Genomic DNA, 18,312 nt, shown 5'->3' with positions numbered 1-18,312 from the left:
GTCAGCTGGTGACGTCCTTGCGGGTGAAGCGCCAGAAGGCCAGCCCCCAGAAGATCGTCGCGTAGCTCACCGCCGAGATCGCGCCCCGCACCACGTCGTCGGTCTGCACCGGGGTGGAGAGCAGCCCCAGCCAGGCCGAGCTGTAGTGGGTCGGCAGGAAGTCGCGCAGCCCGCCGAGCGCGGTGATCTGGTCCAGGATGCTGGAGAGGATCCAGAGCAGCACCGCGCCGCCGACCGCGCCGAGCGCGGCGTCCGTGCTCACCGACAGCAGGAACGCCAGCCCGGCCACCACCAGCAGGACGACGGCCAGGTAGCCGAGCACCGCCAGCAGCCGCACCAGCCCCTCGCCCGGAGCCAGCTCGGCGGAGACCTGGCTGCGCAGCGGCGCCCAGCCGTACCGGAGGGTGCCGGCGAGCAGGGCGGTGCCGGCGAGCAGCAGCAGGGCCAGCGCCGAGTACGCGAGCGCGACCAGCAGCTTCACCGCGAGCAGCCGGGACCGGGGCACCGGCACCGCCAGCAGGTAGCGCAGGCTGCCCCAGCTCGCCTCGCTGGCCACGGTGTCCCCGCAGAACAGCGCCACCACCACGACCAGCAGGAACGACGACGAGACGAAGATCGAGAAGAGGGTGAAGTTCAGCCCACCCGAGACGGCCAGGTCGACCAGGCTGCCGAACTCGTTGTTCCGGTTCCGGTCCTCGTTGCCGGAGTTGAACTGGAACGCGATCAGGATGATCAGCGGCAGCGCCACCATGAACCCCAGCGCCAACTGGGTACGCCGCCGCGACGCCTGCCGGCGGAACTCGGCCGCGAACGGCAGGGTCGCCGACGGCCGGTAACCGGCGGCCGCCCCGCCCGGGCCGACCCGGCCCGGCTCGCCCGGACCCGCCACGTCGATGGATGAGCCCGCCATCACCGGTCCCCGCTTCCCCGAGAGTTCTCGCCCACCAGGGCGAGGAACGCGTCCTCCAGGCGCCGCCGCGGCACCACCCGGTCCACCCCGATACCGGCCCGGACCAGCTCCGCCACCACCTCGCTGCGGGCGGTGCCGTTGGTGTCCACCACCAGGCCGCCGTCACCGTCGGGCAGCACCCGGACCCCCTCCAGACCCTCCAGCACGACCCGCGCGGCGGCCGGGTCGGTCACGTCGAAGAGCACGCTCGGCGACTCGCCGACGATCTCCTCGACCGGCCCGGAGGCGACGATCCGGCCCTTGTTGACCACCACCGCGTGGGTGCAGGTCTGCTCCACCTCGGCGAGCAGGTGGCTGGAGACCAGCACCGCGCGGCCGTCGGTGGCGTAGCGCTGGAGCACCCGGCGCATCTCGGCGATCTGCGGCGGGTCGAGCCCGTCGGTCGGCTCGTCCAGCACCAGCAGCTGGGGCAGGCCGAGCATGGCCTGCGCGATGGCCAGCCGCTGCTTCATGCCGTGGCTGTAGTTCTTGATCCGCCGGTGCACCGAGTCGCCCAGGCCGGCGATCTCCAGGGCCTCCTCGAAGTGCGCGTCGGCCGCCGGCCGCCCGGTGGCCCGCCAGTACGCCTTCAGGTTCTCCAGGCCGGACAGGTGCGGCAGGAAACCGGGCCCCTCGACCAGCGCGCCGATCCGCGACAGCACCGGCGAGCCGGGCACCAGCCGGTGCCCGAAGACGTAGATCTCGCCGGCGGTGGGCTGGGTCAGCCCCATCAGCACCCGCAACGTGGTCGTCTTGCCCGCGCCGTTCGGCCCGAGCAGGCCGACCACCTGACCGGGGTGCACCTCGAAGTCCACGTTCGAGACGGCGACGAAGCCGTCGGCGTACTCCTTGCGCAGCTGGCGGACGGCGAGCGGAACGCCCGCGTACTCCGGGTGGACGGAGCTGTCCTGGCGGCGGTGCCGGCGGCGGACGACGGCGACGACCACGGCGAGCCCGACCGCGATGGCGGCGAGCAGCCCGACCAGCACCCAGCGCCACACCGTGGCGGTGGTGGGGATCGGCTCGGCGTTCACCGTCGGCAGGCTGACCGGGTCGCCGCCGGCGGCCACCGTGTAGACGGTGGGCTCGGCCGGCGTCGTGTACGCCTGGTCGGAGGTGGCGACCACGACCCGCAGCCGGTGCCCGGCCTCGATCCGGCGGACGATCGCCGGCAGCGTGACGGTGACCGGCTGCGCGGCGTCGAGGGTCTTCGGCAGGCCGGTCAGCCGGACCGGGGCGACCAGTCCGTCGGGGAGCGTCGCAGCGCCCTGCGGGTCGACGTCGTAGAGCTTGACGAAGAGCACCGCCTCGCCGGTCGGCGAGGCCGCCCGGAGCGAGAAGGTGGGCGACCCGGCGACGTCCACCGCGTCGGCCAGTGGGTCCGACTCGAACCGGGCGTGCTGGCCGGGAACGTCGCCGGCCACCCTGCCGAGCAGCGAGCCGAGTGCGCCGGCGAAGGGCACCGACGAGATCGCGGCGGGGTTGCCGTTCGGCGGGTTGGCGATCGGCTGGGCCGGGCCGGTGACCGCGACCGCACGCCGGGCGTCCCCGGTGACGCCGGGGTAGTCGGCGGCGCGGTAGCCGGTGGCCACCAGCCCCCGACCGAGGGCGTCGAAGCCGGCGATCCGGGAGAAGGTGAAGCTGTCACCGGGGGCTTCCCCCGCGCCCTTGACGTAGTGGTCGAGCCACTGCGCGGTCAGGAACTTCACCCGATCGGAGTCGCTGGTCGGCCCGGCGCCGCCGTCGTGGCCGCCGGTGAACCAGGCCACCCGCACCGGGGTGCCGGCGGCGGCGATGCCGCGCGCGTTGGCGTCCGCCTCGGCCAGCGGGAAGAGGGTGTCCGCCTCGCCCTGCACGAGCAGGGTCGGCGCCTTGATCCGGTCGAGGACGCCGGCCGGGGAGGAGTGGCGCAGCAGGTCCACCGCCGCCTGATCGGCCCGCCCGGTGGTGGCGATCCGCAGGTACGCGGCGCAGACGTCGGCGGCGAACCGGCCACAGGACGGGTCGGCGGCCGCCGCCGGCGCGCCCCCCGGACCGGTGCCCGGCCCCGCGCCCGGCCCGGGGCTGGGCGGCCCGGCGGAGGCGGGGGCACCCTCCGGCTGCGCGGCCGAGGTGCCGGAGAGCCCGGCCGGCCCCGAGCCGGTGTTGCCGCCGCCGCCGAAGAAGATCCCGGCCCAGCCCTTCTTGAACACGCCGTCGGTGGCCGGCCGGCCGGTGCCCTCCGGGAGGAAGGCGCGGGAGAGGTCGTTCCAGGTGATCATCGGGACGATCGCGTCGACCCGCTGGTCCTGGGCGGCGAGGAGCAGGGCGAGGCCACCGCCGTACGAGCCGCCGACCACGCCCACCCGGGGATCGCCGGCGGCGTCGGTGCGGATCTCCGGTCGCTCCGCGAGCCGGTCCACCAGCCGCTGGGCGTCCCGGATCTCGTAGTCGGGGTGGTCCAGGTGGATCTCGCCGCCGCTGCGGCCGAAGCCGCGCGCGGTCCAGGTCAGCACGGCGTAGCCGCGGGTGACCAGGTCCTCGGCGTCGGACCGGACCGAGTCCTTCGTCCCGCCGAAGCCGTGCGCCAGCAGCACCGCCGGCACCTTGTGGTCGGACGAGGCGTCGTCGGGCAGCCAGAGCGTGGTGTCCAGCTCGACCGGCTGGTCGCCGGAGGGTCCGGAACGGACCGTGACCAGGGCGGACTCGGTACGGAAACCGGGCCGGTCCGGTCGGGCCGCCCAGACGACGGCGGCGGCCAGCAGCACGACGACCACCGACGCGACCGCGATCCGGCGCCGGCTGGACAGGACGCGCCGCAGCCGCGCGGCCGACAGCGGTGATCTCATGTGGCTCACGGTACGGCCCGGTTGCTGAATGTTGGCTGGGATCCTCCGTACGTCCTGGCCGAGATGATCCGCCGGGACCCGTCGCTGCTCACCGGCGACGAGGGAGCGTGACAGCCGGGCGGGGCCGTGTCGGGGGCCGCTACTGTCGGGCGATGGCCGAACCGGACCTGACCCTCACCGCCAGCCTGCGGCCAGCCGCGCTGGACGCCCGACGCGGCATCGTACGGCTGCACCCGGAGGTGCTGACCGCGCTCGCGCTGCGTCCCGGCGACCCGGTCCGGCTGGCCGGCCGGCGGGTGACCGCCGGCATCGTGGCGCCGGCCGAGCCGACCGCGAGCACCGCCCTGCTCTACGCCGACGACCTGGTGCTGGGCAACCTGGGACTGCGCGACGGCGGTCGGGTGACGGTCGGCCCGGCGCCGGTGGTCCCCGCCCGCCGGGTGATGCTGAGCGGCCCGGTGCCGGTGGTCGCCGCGGTGTCGCCGGAGATGCTGCGGCTCGCCCTGCTCGGCAAGATGGTCACCCCCGGCGACGACGTCTCCCTGCTGCCGCAGGACGTGCTCCCGGACGCCTCGGTGCGCAGCCTGGTCGAGGCCGCGCGGCGCAGCCTCGCCAACACCGTCGGGTACGCCTGGACGAGCACGCTGCTCTCCGTCGTCGACGCCGAGCCGGACGCGGGCGCGCTGGTCACCATGGACACCGTGGTCGGCTGGGAGCACGGCCCGGCCACCCACGGCTCCCCGGGACCGGCCCGCCCCACCACAACCCGACTCGCGCCCGGCTCGGGGCCGGGCGGTCGCCCTGGACCCACCGCCACCGCCGGGACGGGCGGGACCGGGCTGGACGACACCGGTACGGGCGCGGCGGACGAGGCGCCGCACGTGGACGAGCTGCCCGGGCTGCGGACCCAGGCCGAGGAGCTGACCGAGCTGCTCGACCTCGGCTTCCACCACCGCGAGGTGCTGGGCCGGCTCGGCACCACCGTCTCGCTCGGCGTGCTGCTCAGCGGGCCGGCCGGCTCGGGCAAGTCGGCGCTGGTCCGGGCGGTCGCGGCCACCGTCGGCGCGCGGGTGCGCCCGCTCTGGGCGCCCGAGCTGGCCGCGCTGAGCAACGACGCGGCGGCCCACCGGCTCCGCGAGGCCGCCACCGACGTACGCGCCGGCGGACCGGCCGTGCTGCTGGTCACCGACGTGGAGGCGCTGGCCCCGGCCGAGGAACCGGGCCCGCTGGCCACCGTGTTCCGCCAGGTGATCGCCGAGACCGTCCGCGCCGGGGCGGCGGTGGTCTGCACCACCTCCCGTCCCGAAGCGGTCGACCCGGCGCTGCGCGCCCCGGACCTGCTCTCCCTGCGGATCACCGTGCCGCTGCCCGACCCGGCCCTGCGCCGGGAACAGCTCACCGTGCTGACCCGGCAGGTGCCGCTGGCCGAGGACGTGCGGCTGGACGAGGTGGCCGGCCGTACCCCCGGCTTCGTCGCCGCCGACCTGGCCGCGCTGGTCCGCGAGGCCGGGGTGCGCGCGGCCCTGCGGCAGAAGGCCGCCGAGCAGCCGACGGTGGCGATGGCCGACTTCACGGCGGCGCTGGACGTGGTCCGGCCGACCACGATGGCCGCGTCCACCCTGGAGCTGGCCTCGGTCACCCTGGACGACGTCGGCGACCTGGTCGAGGTGAAGCAGACCCTCACCGAGTCGGTGCTCTGGCCGCTGACCTACCCGGACACCTTCGCCCGGCTGGGCGTGCAGCCGCCCCGGGGCGTGCTGCTCTACGGCCCACCCGGGTGCGGCAAGACATACCTGGTGACCGCGCTGGCCGGGTCGGGCCGGGCGAACGTGCTGTCGGTGAAGGGTGCGGAGCTGCTCTCCAAGTGGGTCGGGGAGAGCGAACGCGCCGTCCGCGAGCTGTTCCGCCGGGCCCGCGAGGCCGCGCCGACGCTGGTCTTCCTCGACGAGGTGGACGCGCTGGCCCCGGTGCGCGGCCAGGCCAGCGACGGGGGTACGACCGACCGGGTGGTCGCCGCGCTGCTCACCGAACTGGACGGGGTGGAGGCGCTGCGCAACGTGGTGGTGGTCGGCGCGACCAACCGGCCGGACCTGATCGACCCGGCGCTACTGCGCCCCGGCCGGCTGGAACGGCTGGTCTACGTGCCACCGCCGGACGGCCCCGCCCGGGCGGAGATCCTGCGCGCCGCCGCCCGGACCGTGCCGCTCGCACCGGACGTGGACCTCGCCGCGCTCGGCGGGGAGCTGGACGGCTTCTCGGCGGCGGACTGCGCGGCCCTGGTCCGGGAGGCGGCGCTGGCCGCGATGCGCGAGTCGCTGACCGCGTCCACGGTCACCGCCGCGCACGTGGCCACCGCCCGGCGGCGGGTCCGCCCGTCGCTGGACCCGGCGCAGGTGGCCTGGCTGGCCGCGTACGCGGAGAAGCAGGCGGCACGCTGACCGCCGCCCGCCGCGGGCACCTCCGCTGCGGATCGGCGGGCGTTCAGTCGGTGGGCAGCAGCGGGCCCAGCGGGCCGAGGTCGAGGTTGAGGTTGAGGTCCTCGGGGGCGAGGCCGGCTCATCCCTCGTCGCGCTCCGCACGGCGACGGCGGACCACCGGCCGGCGGGGCGGCTCCGGCACGCGGCGGGCCGCCGGGCGAGGCCGCTGCGGCTCCTCGCGCGGGGGCTGCGGCCGACGGGCCCGCTCCGGCTGGCGCCTGCGCGGCGGGGGCGGTTCCTCCTCGGGTTCCTCCTCGTCGTACCCCTCGTCGTAGTCCTCCCCCTCGTCGTACGCGTCGTACTCGTCCTCTCCAGGCCGGCGGCGCACCGACGGGCGACGGCGGCCGCGCTCGGCGGGCCGGCGCTCCTCGCGGGCCTCCTGCTCCTCGCGGAGCGCGGTCTCGTGGTCCTTGACCACCTGGGAGTCCTCGATCTCGCCGCGCCAGCCCTCGACGGAGTCAGGGTCGAGCACGGTGCTGGTCATCACGTGCCGGACGAAGTGCTTCAGCTCCAGCCGGACCCGTCGGCCCTGGGCCCGCCAGAGGTTGCCGGTGTGCTCGAAGAGCCCCTGCGGGTGGTACTCCAGGACGACCAGGATGCGGGTCAAACCGGGCGTCAGCTCGTGGAAGCTGACGGTGCCGTCCACCGATCCCTTCTCGCCCTTGGACCGCCAGTGGATGAGCCGGTCCGGGATCTGCCGGACGATGATCGACTCCCAGGTCCGGTGCGACCAGAAGACCTGTGCCTTCCAGGTCATCTTCTCGTCGGAGTCGTTCCCGGCCTGCTCGACCTTCTTCATGAAGCTGGGGAAGTCGCCGAACTGGGTCCACCGGTGGTAGGCGACCCGGACCGGCACGCCGACCTCGATCGTCTCGACGATGTTGGTGACCTTGAGCTTCCTGCCGCCCTTGCCACCCTTGCCGCCGCCACCACCGAACGCCGACATCACCTTCTCCCTACCGCCGGCCAGGCCTGCATGGAACATGGCCTTCACCGGGGAGTGGCCCTCGGCGAGCTTCTGCGCGCCGGCGGCGACGGCGATCAGGCCCGGGCCACCACCGGACCGGGCGTACTCGCTGAGCCGTCCGGTGGCGCCGGTGATCCGCTCGCTGACTACCGCGACGGCCCGCTCGCCGATCGCGGACGCCAGGTCCCGAAGGTCGGCACCGAGCTGCTCCCTGGCCCGGCCTGCCAGGGCGCCGGGGTCGTTCGCCGCCATGGTCACCGCCCCCGCTTCGACGCCGCCGGGTCCGCGCCCCAGTCGCGGCCGGGCGGCTCCGGCTGGTCGCCCAGCTCCTGCTCCTCGTCAGGCGCGGACCGCTGGGCGTCGCCGCCACCACCCCCGCCGCACCTGCGGCGCAGGGCGTCCGCGCTGCCCCGCAGCTTGCCGCTGATGGCGTCGATGCCGCTGCCGGCGGCGGCGGTCGCGGCGGCCTTGCCGGCCGAGGCGAGCGGACCGCTCAGCTTGCCGAGGTTCGCCAGTTGGGGGGACGAGTTCAGCAGGTCCCCGCCGCGCTTGAGCAACTGATCGGGGTCGCGGCTGGCCCGCCCGACGGCGACGGCGGCGGCCAGGGTCAGGGCCGAACGCAGCTTCCTCCGCCGGCCGAGGACATATCCGAGGCCGACCGCGAGGCCGACCCGCAGTCCGCTCTTCATCGGCTCTCCTTCACTCCGCGGTGAGTCGGACGACCCGATCCACCGAGGGGCCGGAAACCAGCAACCCGGGAAATGCGCACGGCAGGCCTGCGATCGGGACGACCCGTATTGGCGGACCCGGCGGGCAATACCCTCAGGCCCATCCGCAAAACATTTCCATGCAGCTGCCGGGCCGATTACCGACATCGCGGAAAGGTGTCGCCCAACAACCGGCTAAAGCCGCAGATCGGGCAGACAAAGCGCTTCGACCAGCAAGGACCCGGGAAGGGTCAAACCCCGCGAAGAATTGTCAGAATGCCGGCGGAATGGCGTCAAGGCAGATTTCAGCGCGCACTTTGCCGCCATTTTCGAGCAGTTTGGCGCCGCATTTCCTCAACACCTGGACGGCCCCGACGTTGTCGCGGGTGGTGTCCGCGACGACGCCGTGCATACCGGCGGCCGCGGCCTCGTTCAGCAACTCCCGCAGGGCGCCGACGCCGAGGCCCTGGCCCCGGGCCGAGCGCCCGAGCCACATCCCGGTCTCCACCACCCCGGGCTCCTCGCAGCGCTTCATCCGCACCGCGCCGACCACCTCGCCGCCGGCCACGATCGCGTACATGCGGGTGCGGGTGGGGCCGTCCAGGCCGGCGAAGCTGGCCCGGTGGAACTCCCGGAACGCCTCGCGACGGGCCAGCGACCAGCCGGCCGGGGCTTCGACCGGGGGCATCACGTCACCCGGTTCCGCCTCGGCCACCGCTACGGAGAGCAACGGCTCCAGATTCCGCTCGTCTACCAGCTCCAGTCGTACCGCACCCGTCACAGTGCCGCAGTCTGCCGGCACCGCCGCCGGTCGTCCAGCCCTTTGGGCGGCGATTGGCCCTCCGGTCGGAGGTACCGGCCGGTCGTCCCATCGGAGTGTTCCGCGTCACGCTCCGCTGTCAAGGGCGCGACGGCCGGGTCCGGGCCGGGCCGGGCGGCGACGGCTCACATCCGCGGCGGAAACTCGCAGAGCACCGCCGAGGCGTCGTCGGCGCGCTTGTGCCGACGCAGCCGCTCCGGATGGTCGCGTTCGGCGGCGCGTACCCGCTCGATCAGCGCGCCCGGCCCCTGCACGGTCACCAGGTCGAGCAGCCCGGCCCAGTCGAGGAGGCCGAACTCCTCGACGACGCTGGACGCGCCGTCGGAGAGCAGCACCGCCCGGCGGACCGCGTCCGGGCCGCCCAGCGGCAAAGTGCCGGTGACCGCGTGGTACGCGGCATCCGGATCCGCCGCGGCCACCCAGTAGCCGTGGGTGCGGTTCATCCGCTCCCGCTGCACCTGCACCGCCTGCCGGAACCGGGTCTCCGGGTCGACCTCCCCGACCGGCAGTCCCGCCACGATCCGGCGCAGGTCGGCCATCGCGGTGTCCAGCCGGTCGTCGGAGACCACCTCGACCCGGCCGCCGACGTCGAGGACCAGCGGGCTGTCGCAGAGCACGAGGTAGTCCACCTCGTCGCCGCCCTCCCTGAGCAGGCAGACGGTCGCCGAGGGGGTGCCGGGATGGTCCAGGTCGCAGGCGTCACCGTGGTCGGCGCGGACCGCCAGCAGCGCGGCGGCGAGGCTGCTCACCAGGGTCGCCGCCGGCCGGGCGGCGACGGCCAGCCCGATCCGGGCGGCCAGGTGGCGGACGAACCACGCCGGCCCGTGCACGCACCCGGTGTCGAACCCGTCCGGCACGGTGGCCCCGTCGAGCACACCCACCAGCGGGCCGAACCGGAAGATCACATCCTCGTTCTCCGGGCGCCCCGGCGCGGCCACCGAGACGGACCGGACCCGCATCGCGTACGCCTCGCCGACGGTCCGCACAGTGTGCCCCGCCGGGTGTCGCGCCTCCGGTCCCACCACCAGCCCGCTCCCCTCGCCGTCGTCCAGGATCCCGGCTACCCGGCCCGGCCGGCGCCATGCCCGTCCCGGCTGCCGCCGGGATCGGACGAACCCCACGGTACGTGGCGGTCACCGACGGTAGCGTCAGGAGGGCCGAAGTGATCAGCGCCGGCGGTTGCGGGTGCGCGAGGAGCGCAGCCGGCGCAGCCGCCCGATCAGCACCGGCTCGGCGGCCAGCGCGGCGGGCCGGTCAAGCAGGGCGTTGAGCAGCTGGTAGTAGCGGGTGGCGGAGAGGCCGAAGGTGTCCCGGACGGCCTGCTCCTTGGCCCCGGCGTGCTTCCACCACTGCTGCTCGAAGGCGAGGATCCGCTGTTCGCGCTCGGTCAGGGTGTCCGCGGTGGCCCGGTCGGCCGGTCCGCGCTGCGCGGGCACCGGTTCGCCCGCCGTGCCCACGGGCGGCCCGTCGGGCCCCGGGGCGTAGTCCGCCGCGTCGGCGGGGACGGTCGCGGTGTCGCCGGGTTCCGGGGCGTCCTGCACCGGGGTGTCCTCGACCGGCGGGGCGCTGCGCGGCGGGGGGACGACGGCGCCGGGCCGCTCGTCGGTGGTGGCCCGCCCGGACGGCTCCGGGGTGGTGGCCCGGCCGGACAGCTCCGGCCGGTCGGTGGCGGCCGCGGACGCGTCGGCGGGCATGGTCGCTCCTCACACAGCGCGGGCGGCCGGCAACTCCGACGCCGACCGGGGGGACCCCCAGCGTAACCAGGGCCGCGGCCCGACGCACCCGACGCCGGCGGGCCCCGCGCGGTGGCGCGGGACCCGGCCGGCGGTCAGGAGATGTCGCGCCGCCGCATCGTCCAGAAGGCCGCCCCGAGGATCACCGTCAGCCCCACCGCCAGCAGCACCGAGGACTGCTGCCAGGTGACGGTGAGGGTGTCCGGCTTGCACTCCCCGAAGTAGGTGGCCTGGCAGGACTCCCAGTCCTCCAGTTTGACCTCCTTCTGAATCCAGGCCAGGGCGTACGTGGGCAGCAGCCACGCCTCGACGAAGCGCACACCCGCCATTCGCAGGAGGATCCCGAGGCCGAACTGGCCGACCACCATCACCGCGATCACCCCGCCCAGAGCCATCGCGGTGTGCCGGCCCAGCGAGGCGAGCGCGAAGCCGATCGCCGCGGTGACCAGCGCGAGCACCACCCCGCGCAGCCCGGTGAGAGCGAACGACTGCCAGGTGCCGGAGGTCATCTTCTCGGTGCTCCCGCGCAGGGTGGCCACCAGCCAGAAGCTGCCGAACCAGAGCGCCGTCGTGGGCAGCGCGACCGCGAGCAGGCCGGTGAGCAGAGCCGCCAGCTTGGTCAGGAGTACGGTCAACCGCTTCGGCCGCCACAGCAGCAGGTTCATCATCCCGCCGGTGCTCCACTCCGCGCCGACGAAGGAGGCCCCCACCACGAACCCGACCAGCGCCAGGATGGCCGCGAGCGGCAGCAGGGTGTTGCCGAAGCTGGTGCGGAAGTCGAAGGTGGAGGGGAGGAACCACTCCGCCTGGATCGCCTCCCGCGGCGGCGGCTGGATCGCCGAGCAGTCCTCGGGGAACTGGCCGGCCTGGGCGCTGCCGCCCGCCTTCGCCTTGTCGCACTCGACGCGATACTGCTCGTTGTTGCGGACGTCCCGCTGCCACTGCTGCTCGGCGGCGCGCTCGGCCTTGGCCCGCGCACCCGCGTCGATCTTCTGGTTGGTGAAGAAGACCCCCACCACCACGGCCACCAGGACCAGCAGTCCGAGCAGGGCCGACCAGCGGGTGAAGCGCCGCTTGGTCAGCCGGCGCAGCTCCGTACGGTAGAGACTCATGCTCCCCAACCTCCCCCGGCGGTGCCGGCCTGCTCCGACCCACCGACCTTCGTGGACTGGTCGACCTGGCGGTGCTGACCGGGCACCGGCGCGGTGGCGGTCAGCTCCAGGAAGACGCTCTCCAGATCCACCGCGACCGGCGTCAGTTCGCTGACGTACAGGTGCTGCTCGGCGAGGAGCCGGCTGACCGAGGCGGGCTTGTCCACGCCGGCGAGCATCAGATGGTCGGGATGCCGGGTCACCGGCACGCCGGCCCGGTCGAGCAGCTCGGCGGCGCCGGCCAGGTCCTCGGCCGCCTCCAGCCGGACCCGGACCGCGCCGTGCGAGTGCGCCGCGAGCACCTGGTCGACCGGGCCGAAAGCGACCCGCCGGCCCAGCGAGATGATGGTGACCGAGTCGCAGATGAGCTGGATCTCGCCGAGGATGTGGCTGGAGAGCACCACGGTCATCCCGGATTCGGCGAGGGTACGCACCAGGGTGCGCATCTCCCGGATGCCGCCGGGGTCGAGGCCGTTGGCCGGCTCGTCGAGGATCAGCAGCTTCGGGTTCTTGAGCAGGGCAGAGGCGACCGCGAGCCGCTGCTTCATGCCCAGCGAATACGTCTTCACCCGCTCGCCGGCCCGGTCGCGCAGGCCGACCAGCTCCAGCACCTCGTCGACCCGGGTGACCGGCACCTCGCCGGCGCCGGCGAGCAGCGACAGGGTCTCCCGCGCGGAGAAGTGCGGGAAGAACTGCGGGCTCTCCACGATCGCGCCGACCTGACCGGCCACGGTGGGCAGCGCCGCGGGCACCTCGTGCCCGAAAATGGTCATCCGGCCGCCGTCGGGCCGGATGAGGCCGAGCAGGGTCCGCAGCGTGGTGGTCTTGCCCGACCCGTTGGGGCCGAGGAAGCCGTGCACCTGACCGGCCTCGACCCGCATGTCGAAGCCGTCCAGCGCGTTGCGGGTGCCCCGCCGGCGGCTCTTGTACGTCTTACGTAGACCTTCGATCTCCAGGACAGCCGACAAGCTGCGCCTCCCCCGATGGTGGCTGATGACAGCGGTCACCATACTTGGTATGCCCCGTTAGGCAATACCCGGTATGCATCGGGGCGCCGATCCGCTACCGACGGTGTATCAACGAGGGACTCAGGCGCAGATGACGGTGACCCCGGCGGCGCGGAACGCCTCCACCACCTCGGTCGACGCGCCCGAGTCGGTCACCAGCGTCTCGACCCGGTCCACGGAGCAGATCCGGGCGAAGGCGTGACCGCCCAGCTTGGACGAGTCCGCGATGATCACCACGCGCTTGGCGCGGGCCACCATGAGGTTGTTCATCGCCGCCTCCCCCTCGTGGTGGGCGGCGGCGCCGAGCTGCGGGTCGACGGCGTCCACCCCGAGCAGGGCGACGTCCAGGGTGACCTCGCGCAGCAGCGCCCCACCCAGCGGGCCGACCAGCTCGAACGACTTCGGGCGCACCACCCCGCCGGCGACCACGACCTTCATCCGGGACCGGACCAGCAGCTCGTTGGCGATGTTCAGGGCGTTGGTGACCACGGTCAGCTGGGCGCCCTCGGCGCTGGTGTTCAGGTCGGGGCGCACGGCCAGGGCGCGGGCGACCTCGGTGCTGGTGGTGCCGCCGTTGAGGCCGACCACGGTGCCCGGGGAGACCAGGGCGGCGGCGGCGGTGCCGATCCGCTGCTTCTCGGCGGAGTGCTTGGCGGTCTTGTAGCGCAGCGGCAGGTCGTACGAGACGCCGTTGGCGACCGCGCCGCCCCGGGTGCGCGTGATCATCTGCTGCTGGGCGAGCTGGTCGAAGTCACGCCGGATGGTGGCCTGCGAGACGTCCAGCCGGTCGGCCGCCTCCTCGACGCTGACCCGGCCGCTGTCGGTCAGCATCTCGAGCAGAGCGTTCCATCTGGCGTACCGGTCCACCGTGGGGCCTCCGTTGACTCTGCACGAACGGTGATTGATTGCGTGCACAATAGTGCGCGAAACTACGAGGGCGCAAAACCACCACCTGCGCAATCCGGCGGCCGGTTGCCACGGCCACCCGACTTCGCGCAGAATAACGCGCGAAAGACGGCTGTAACGAGCCGTATTGCGCACCGCTGCCCTGTGCGAGGAGTTCCGATGGCGTACGTCGACGCGGAGATCGCGAGCCAGCCCGACTGCTGGCGGGAGGCGGCACAGCTCGCCGGCACCGTCGCCGCCGACCTCCCCCGCCCCGGCGAGCGGGTCGCCGTCGTCGGTTGCGGCACGTCCTGGTTCATGGCGATGGCGTACGCCGGGCTGCGCGAGGCCGCCGGCCACGGCGAGACCGACGCCTTCCAGGCCAGCGAGTTCCCCACCGGCCGCCGCTACGACCGGCTGATCGCGATCACCCGCTCCGGCACCACCACCGAGGTGCTCGACCTGCTCGCCGCGCTGCGCGGGCAGACCCCCACCACGGTCCTCGTCGGCGACCCCGCCTCCCCGGCCACCGGGCTGGCCGACGCGGCGCTGACCATGCCCTTCGCCGACGAGCGGTCGGTGGTGCAGACCCGCTTCGCCACCACCGCCCTGGCGCTGCTCCGCGCCCACCTCGGCGACAACGTCGAGGCGCTCGCCGCCGACGCGGAGGTGACCGTCCGGGCCCCGCTGCCGATCGACCCGGCCCGCATCGAGCAGGCCACCTTCCTCGGCCGGGGCTGGACGGTCGGGCTGGCCCAGGAGGCCGCGCTGAAGTGCCGCGAGGCGGCCACCTTCTGGGCGGAGGCGTACCCGGCGATGGACTACCGGCACGGCCCGATCTCGATCGCCGCCCCCGGCCGGCTGGTCTGGGCGTTCGGCGCGCTCCCCGACGGCCTGCCCGAGGACGTGGCGGCCACCGGCGCGGCGTTCGTGCACAGCCGCCACCACGGCTGCCGCACGGTGCTGGGCAGCTGGGCGGCGGGGCGTACCCCGGTCGACCCGATGGCCGACCTGATCCTGGCCCAGCGCTTCGCGGTCGCCCTGGCCACCAGCCGCGGCCTCGACCCGGACGCCCCCCGGCACCTGAGCCGTTCCGTGGTCCTCGCGTGACCGACGTCCCCGACGGTGCGCCGGTCGTCGTCGCGCTGGACGTCGGCGGCACCGGGATGAAGTGCGCGCTGGTCCGCCCGGACGGCGACGTGGTGCACGTCGAACGGCATCCCACCGGCGCGGAGCGCGGCCCCGCCGCCGTGGTCGACACCATCCTCGACGTGGCCGAGGGGCTGGCCGGCAAGGCCCGCGCCGACGGCCTCACCCCGATCGCCTGCGGCATCGGGGTGCCGGGGCTGGTGGACGAGGTCGCCGGGGTGGCGGTCTGGTCGTCCAACGTCGGCTTCCGGGACGTACCGCTGCGGGAGCTGGCCCGGACGCGGCTCGGACTGCCCACGGCGCTCGGCCACGACGTGCGCGTCGGCGGCCTCGCCGAGAGCCGGCTCGGCGCCGGCCGCGGGGTCGGGCACGTCCTCTTCGTCGCCGTCGGAACCGGCATCGCCGCCGCCCACGTGGTCGGCGGGTCGGCCGCCGCCGGGGCGCACGGCGCCGCCGGCGAGCTGGGCCACATCCAGGTACGCCCCGACGGGCCACGCTGCGGTTGCGGGCGGCCCGGCTGCCTGGAGGCGGTGGCCTCGGCATCGGCCATCGGCCGCCGGTACACCGAGCTGGCCGGCACGCCGCTGACCGCCGCCGAGGTGGCCGACCGGGCGGCGGCCGGTGAGGAGCTGGCCGGGCGGGTCTGGCGGGAGGGCGTCGAGGCGCTCGCCGACGGGCTCGTCACCGCCCAGGCGCTCTACGACGTGGAGACCATGGTGATCGGCGGCGGACTGGTCCGGGCCGGTACGCAACTGTTCGGACCGCTGCGGGCGGCGCTGCGGGAACGGATCACCTTCCACCGGGAGCCGCGTCTGGTCGCGGCGGCCCTCGGCGACGAGGCGGGCTGCCTCGGCGCCGCCCTGCTCGCCCTCGACAGACTGGAGCAGTGATGGCCCTGCGGGTGAACGGCAAGGTGGTGACCCCGACCGGCGTGGTCCGGCAGGGGTGCGTGGAGATCAGCGGGAACCGGATCGCCGCGGTCGCCGAGTACCCGGCGAAACGGGACGGGCACTGGATCGTGCCCGGCTTCGTGGACATGCACACCCACGGCGGCGGCGGGCACACCTTCACCACCGGCGACGCCGACGCCGCCCGCGAGGCGGCCGCCTTCCACCTGCGGCACGGCACCACCACCCTGCTGGCCAGCCTGGTCAGCTCCCCGCTCGACCTGATGCGGGCCGCGACCGCGGCCTTCGCCCCGCTGGTGCGCGAGGGGGTGCTGGCCGGCGTCCACTTCGAGGGGCCGTACCTGTCGGCGGCGCGCTGCGGCGCGCAGAACCCGGAGTATCTCCGCGACCCCTCCACAGACGAGCTGGCCGAGCTGATCGAGCTGGGCGCGGGCGCGGTGCGGATGGTGACGCTGGCCCCGGAGCGGGCCGGCGCGCTGGAGGCGATCAAGCTGCTCACCTCGCACGGCGTGGTCGCCGCGGTGGGTCACACCGACGCCACGTACGACGAGACCCGGGCCGCCGTGGCGGCAGGCGCGAGCGTCGGCACCCACCTGTTCAACGGCATGCGGCCGCTGCACCACCGCGAGCCCGGCCCGGTCGTCGCCCTGCTGGACGCACCGAGCGTGGTGTGCGAGCTGGTCGCCGACGGCGTGCACCTGCACGACGGCATGCTCACCTTCGCCAGCACGACCGCCGGCCCGGAGCGGACCGCCCTGATCACCGACGCGATGGCCGCGGCCGGGATGCCCGACGGCGAGTACGAGCTGGGCGGCCAGGCGGTCACCGTGGCCGACGGGGTGGCCCGGCTCGCCCGCGACGGCGCGATCGCGGGCAGCACCCTGACCATGGACGCCGCGCTGCGGCACGCCGTCTCCGCCGGCATCGGAATCGCCGACGCGGCCCGCATGGTGGCCACCACCCCGGCCCGGGCGATCGGCCTCGGCGACCAGGTCGGCGCGCTCCAGGTCGGCCTCCGCGCCGACCTCGTCGTGCTCGACGACGAGCTGAACGTGGTCCGGGTGATGCGCGGCGGCTCCTGGCTGGAGTGATCCGCCTCCTTTCGCGGCCGGCGCCCCGCGCCCGGCCATCACCCTCCTTTCGCGGCCGGCGCCCCGCGCCCGGCCATCACCCTCCTTTCGCGGCCGGCGCCCCGCGCCCGGCCATCACCCTGCTTTCGCGGCCTGGCGCCCCGCGCCGGCCATCACCCTGCCGGCTTCCTTTCGAGCTGATGTCGTAGACGAATCACCTCGCCCCGGGCCGTGCTGTGGGCTGAACCATGGGGTGTGCCGTGGGTTGAATCGTTTGCGACGTCAGCTCCAAAGGACGAGCACAACACCCTGCGTCGGGCCGACGTTTCCCGGAACCGGCCGTGGCGGCGCGCGGAGGCGGGCTGGCGGCTGGTCGGGCGCCGGTCGGCGAAGGCCGCCCCGACCCAGCGGCACGGCACCGTGCCCGGACGGTCAGCCGGCGGTGGGCACCTCGACGCCGAGCACGGCCTGCTCGTCGGGGCGGTGCACCAGCACGTCGGCGAGGTACGACTGCACCGCCGGACCCATCCCGACATCCCGGCCGGCCTGCTCGGAGAGCAGCCACTTGTGCTCGATGATCTGCGCGAAGAGCTCCTGCGGTTCCAGCTTGCGGCGCAGGTGCGCAGGCACCGCCCGGACCACCGGCTCGAAGACCTCGGTCAGCCAGCGGTGGGCCGCCTGCTGCTCGTCGGTCAGGTCGCTCTCCACCCGGTAGGCGTCCAGGTCGTTGAGCAGGCGGCGGGCCTGGTTCTCCTCGGCGTCCAGGCCGGTCAGCCGCAGCAGCCGCCGGGTGTGGTAGCCGGCGTCGACCACCTTCGGGCGGACCAGGTACCGCCCGTTGTCGACCGTCGACATGGCCACCTCGGCGACGTCGAAGCCCAGCTCGTTGAGGCGGCGGATGCGCCGCTCGATGTCGTGCCGGGCCTCCCGCTCGACCTGCTGCTCGTAGGTGACCTCATGCCAGAGCCGCTCGTAGCGCTGCACGACCTCCTCGCAGACCAGCTCCGGGTCGATCGACTCGTGCAGCAGCCCGGCGGCCTGGAGGTCCAGCGCCTCGCCGAAGATGTTGACCCGGGCGATCTCCAGGTCCTCGCCGCGCTGGCCGTTGGAGAGCGAGTGGTGCAGCGCCCCGGTCTCCGCGTCCACCAGATAGGCGGCGAACGCGCCCGCGTCCCGGCGGAAGAGTGTGTTCGACAGCGAGCAGTCGCCCCAGAAGAAACCGGTCAGGTGCATCCGCACCAGCAGCGCGGCGAGCGCGTCGAGCAGCCGGCCCATCGTCTCCGGGCGCAGGGTGTGCGAGAAGAGCGCCCGGTAGGGCAGCGAGAACTGCAGGTGCCGGGTGATCAGCACCGGGTCGAGCGGCGCACCGTCGTCGGTCTGCCGGTCGGCCACGACCGCGATCGCCTCCACCGACGGGAAGTCGATCCGCTCCAGCGCGCGGAGCAGGTCGTACTCCCGCTCGGCGACCCGCTCGCCGGTCTCCTTGACCGCGTACACGTAGTCGCCGAGCCGGACGAAGCGGACAATGTGCCGGGAGATGCCCTGCGGCAGCGCCACCAGGTGACGGGCAGGCCACTGCTCCAACGGCGTCGACCAGGGGAGGTCGAGCAGCGCCGGGTCGACGAGGGCCGAGGTGATCCGCACGGGGACAAGTGTGCGGG

The 18,312-nt window shown here is 74.4% G+C and carries 15 protein-coding genes; 4 read left to right on the top strand and 11 right to left on the bottom strand.

Features of this window, described 5'->3' with window-relative positions; translation table 11 throughout:
* Position 1: 1 nt before the first annotated feature.
* The gene (locus tag ABZ807_RS00745) at positions 2 to 910 is read right to left on the bottom strand and encodes an ABC transporter permease subunit (protein ID WP_357151094.1); all 909 of its coding nucleotides are present in this window, start codon (positions 908 to 910) and stop codon (positions 2 to 4) included.
* Positions 910 to 3,777: an alpha/beta fold hydrolase gene (locus tag ABZ807_RS00740; protein ID WP_357151092.1), complete on the bottom strand. Its 2,868-nt coding sequence runs from the start codon at positions 3,775 to 3,777 to the stop codon at positions 910 to 912. Before ABZ807_RS00740 ends, ABZ807_RS00745 begins: the two co-directional genes overlap by 1 nt.
* Positions 3,778 to 3,929: 152 nt before the next feature.
* Here ABZ807_RS00740 and ABZ807_RS00735 point away from each other — a divergent pair, with 152 nt between their 5' ends.
* Positions 3,930 to 6,215 (top strand): AAA family ATPase, encoded by a 2,286-nt coding sequence (locus ABZ807_RS00735; protein ID WP_357151090.1) that lies wholly within the window; start codon positions 3,930 to 3,932, stop codon positions 6,213 to 6,215.
* Positions 6,216 to 6,333: 118 nt separating this feature from the next.
* Here ABZ807_RS00735 and ABZ807_RS00730 read toward each other — a convergent pair whose 3' ends face one another.
* The 8 genes from ABZ807_RS00730 to ABZ807_RS00695 all read right to left on the bottom strand — a co-directional run bounded on the left by ABZ807_RS00730 (position 6,334) and on the right by ABZ807_RS00695 (position 13,506).
* A complete protein-coding gene (locus ABZ807_RS00730) occupies positions 6,334 to 7,473 on the bottom strand; it encodes an SRPBCC family protein (protein ID WP_357151460.1) in 1,140 nt (379 codons plus the stop codon).
* 2 nt (positions 7,474 to 7,475) lie between these two features.
* Positions 7,476 to 7,910: a hypothetical protein gene (locus ABZ807_RS00725; protein WP_357151089.1), complete on the bottom strand. Its 435-nt coding sequence runs from the start codon at positions 7,908 to 7,910 to the stop codon at positions 7,476 to 7,478.
* Between the two features lie 289 nt (positions 7,911 to 8,199).
* Positions 8,200 to 8,709, bottom strand: coding sequence for a GNAT family N-acetyltransferase (locus tag ABZ807_RS00720; RefSeq protein WP_357151087.1), 510 nt, complete (start codon positions 8,707 to 8,709; stop codon positions 8,200 to 8,202).
* A 164-nt stretch (positions 8,710 to 8,873) separates the two neighbouring features.
* Positions 8,874 to 9,773 carry a hypothetical protein gene (locus ABZ807_RS00715; protein ID WP_357151085.1) on the bottom strand — a complete coding sequence of 300 codons (900 nt, stop codon included), beginning with the start codon at positions 9,771 to 9,773 and terminating at the stop codon, positions 8,874 to 8,876.
* 141 nt (positions 9,774 to 9,914) lie between these two features.
* Positions 9,915 to 10,442, bottom strand: coding sequence for a DUF3263 domain-containing protein (locus ABZ807_RS00710; RefSeq protein ID WP_357151083.1), 528 nt, complete (start codon positions 10,440 to 10,442; stop codon positions 9,915 to 9,917).
* A 134-nt stretch (positions 10,443 to 10,576) separates the two neighbouring features.
* Positions 10,577 to 11,593: an ABC transporter permease subunit gene (locus tag ABZ807_RS00705; RefSeq protein ID WP_357151081.1), complete on the bottom strand. Its 1,017-nt coding sequence runs from the start codon at positions 11,591 to 11,593 to the stop codon at positions 10,577 to 10,579.
* Positions 11,590 to 12,600, bottom strand: coding sequence for an ATP-binding cassette domain-containing protein (locus ABZ807_RS00700; protein WP_357151079.1), 1,011 nt, complete (start codon positions 12,598 to 12,600; stop codon positions 11,590 to 11,592). The genes ABZ807_RS00705 and ABZ807_RS00700 overlap by 4 nt, the downstream gene beginning before the upstream one ends.
* Before the next feature lie 120 nt (positions 12,601 to 12,720).
* The gene (locus ABZ807_RS00695) at positions 12,721 to 13,506 is read right to left on the bottom strand and encodes a DeoR/GlpR family DNA-binding transcription regulator (RefSeq protein WP_357151077.1); all 786 of its coding nucleotides are present in this window, start codon (positions 13,504 to 13,506) and stop codon (positions 12,721 to 12,723) included.
* A gap of 198 nt (positions 13,507 to 13,704) precedes the next feature.
* Between ABZ807_RS00695 and ABZ807_RS00690 the strand changes: the two genes are divergently transcribed.
* The 3 genes from ABZ807_RS00690 to nagA are packed head-to-tail and all read left to right on the top strand — an operon-like array spanning position 13,705 to position 16,672.
* Entirely contained in the window at positions 13,705 to 14,634 is a 930-nt protein-coding gene (locus tag ABZ807_RS00690; protein ID WP_357151075.1) for a sugar isomerase, read from the top strand.
* Positions 14,631 to 15,563, top strand: coding sequence for an ROK family protein (locus ABZ807_RS00685; RefSeq protein WP_357151073.1), 933 nt, complete (start codon positions 14,631 to 14,633; stop codon positions 15,561 to 15,563). Before ABZ807_RS00690 ends, ABZ807_RS00685 begins: the two co-directional genes overlap by 4 nt.
* Positions 15,563 to 16,672 carry an N-acetylglucosamine-6-phosphate deacetylase gene (gene nagA, locus ABZ807_RS00680; protein ID WP_357151071.1) on the top strand — a complete coding sequence of 370 codons (1,110 nt, stop codon included), beginning with the start codon at positions 15,563 to 15,565 and terminating at the stop codon, positions 16,670 to 16,672. The genes ABZ807_RS00685 and nagA overlap by 1 nt, the downstream gene beginning before the upstream one ends.
* Positions 16,673 to 17,083: 411 nt before the next feature.
* On the opposite strand, the gene ABZ807_RS00675 is transcribed toward nagA, so the two are convergent.
* Entirely contained in the window at positions 17,084 to 18,295 is a 1,212-nt protein-coding gene (locus ABZ807_RS00675) for a DUF4032 domain-containing protein (protein ID WP_357151069.1), read from the bottom strand.
* Between the last annotated feature and the right edge of the window lie 17 nt (positions 18,296 to 18,312).

Source organism: Micromonospora sp. NPDC047548, from assembly GCF_040642975.1.
GTDB lineage: Bacteria > Actinomycetota > Actinomycetes > Mycobacteriales > Micromonosporaceae > Micromonospora.
The sequence above is the reverse complement of the archived record's forward strand: the minus strand, read 5'-3'. Positions and strand labels throughout refer to the sequence as shown.

Excerpts from the sequence above, each read along its gene's own strand:
- ABZ807_RS00745 (WP_357151094.1), bottom strand. The coding sequence starts at position 910 with ATGGCGGGCTCATCCATCGACGTGGCGGGTCCGGGCGAGCCGGGCCGG.
- ABZ807_RS00740 (WP_357151092.1), bottom strand. The coding sequence starts at position 3,777 with ATGAGATCACCGCTGTCGGCCGCGCGGCTGCGGCGCGTCCTGTCCAGC.
- ABZ807_RS00735 (WP_357151090.1), top strand. The coding sequence starts at position 3,930 with ATGGCCGAACCGGACCTGACCCTCACCGCCAGCCTGCGGCCAGCCGCG.
- ABZ807_RS00730 (WP_357151460.1), bottom strand. The coding sequence starts at position 7,473 with ATGGCGGCGAACGACCCCGGCGCCCTGGCAGGCCGGGCCAGGGAGCAG.
- ABZ807_RS00725 (WP_357151089.1), bottom strand. The coding sequence starts at position 7,910 with ATGAAGAGCGGACTGCGGGTCGGCCTCGCGGTCGGCCTCGGATATGTC.
- ABZ807_RS00710 (WP_357151083.1), bottom strand. The coding sequence starts at position 10,442 with ATGCCCGCCGACGCGTCCGCGGCCGCCACCGACCGGCCGGAGCTGTCC.
- ABZ807_RS00705 (WP_357151081.1), bottom strand. The coding sequence starts at position 11,593 with ATGAGTCTCTACCGTACGGAGCTGCGCCGGCTGACCAAGCGGCGCTTC.
- ABZ807_RS00690 (WP_357151075.1), top strand. The coding sequence starts at position 13,705 with ATGGCGTACGTCGACGCGGAGATCGCGAGCCAGCCCGACTGCTGGCGG.
- nagA (WP_357151071.1), top strand. The coding sequence starts at position 15,563 with ATGGCCCTGCGGGTGAACGGCAAGGTGGTGACCCCGACCGGCGTGGTC.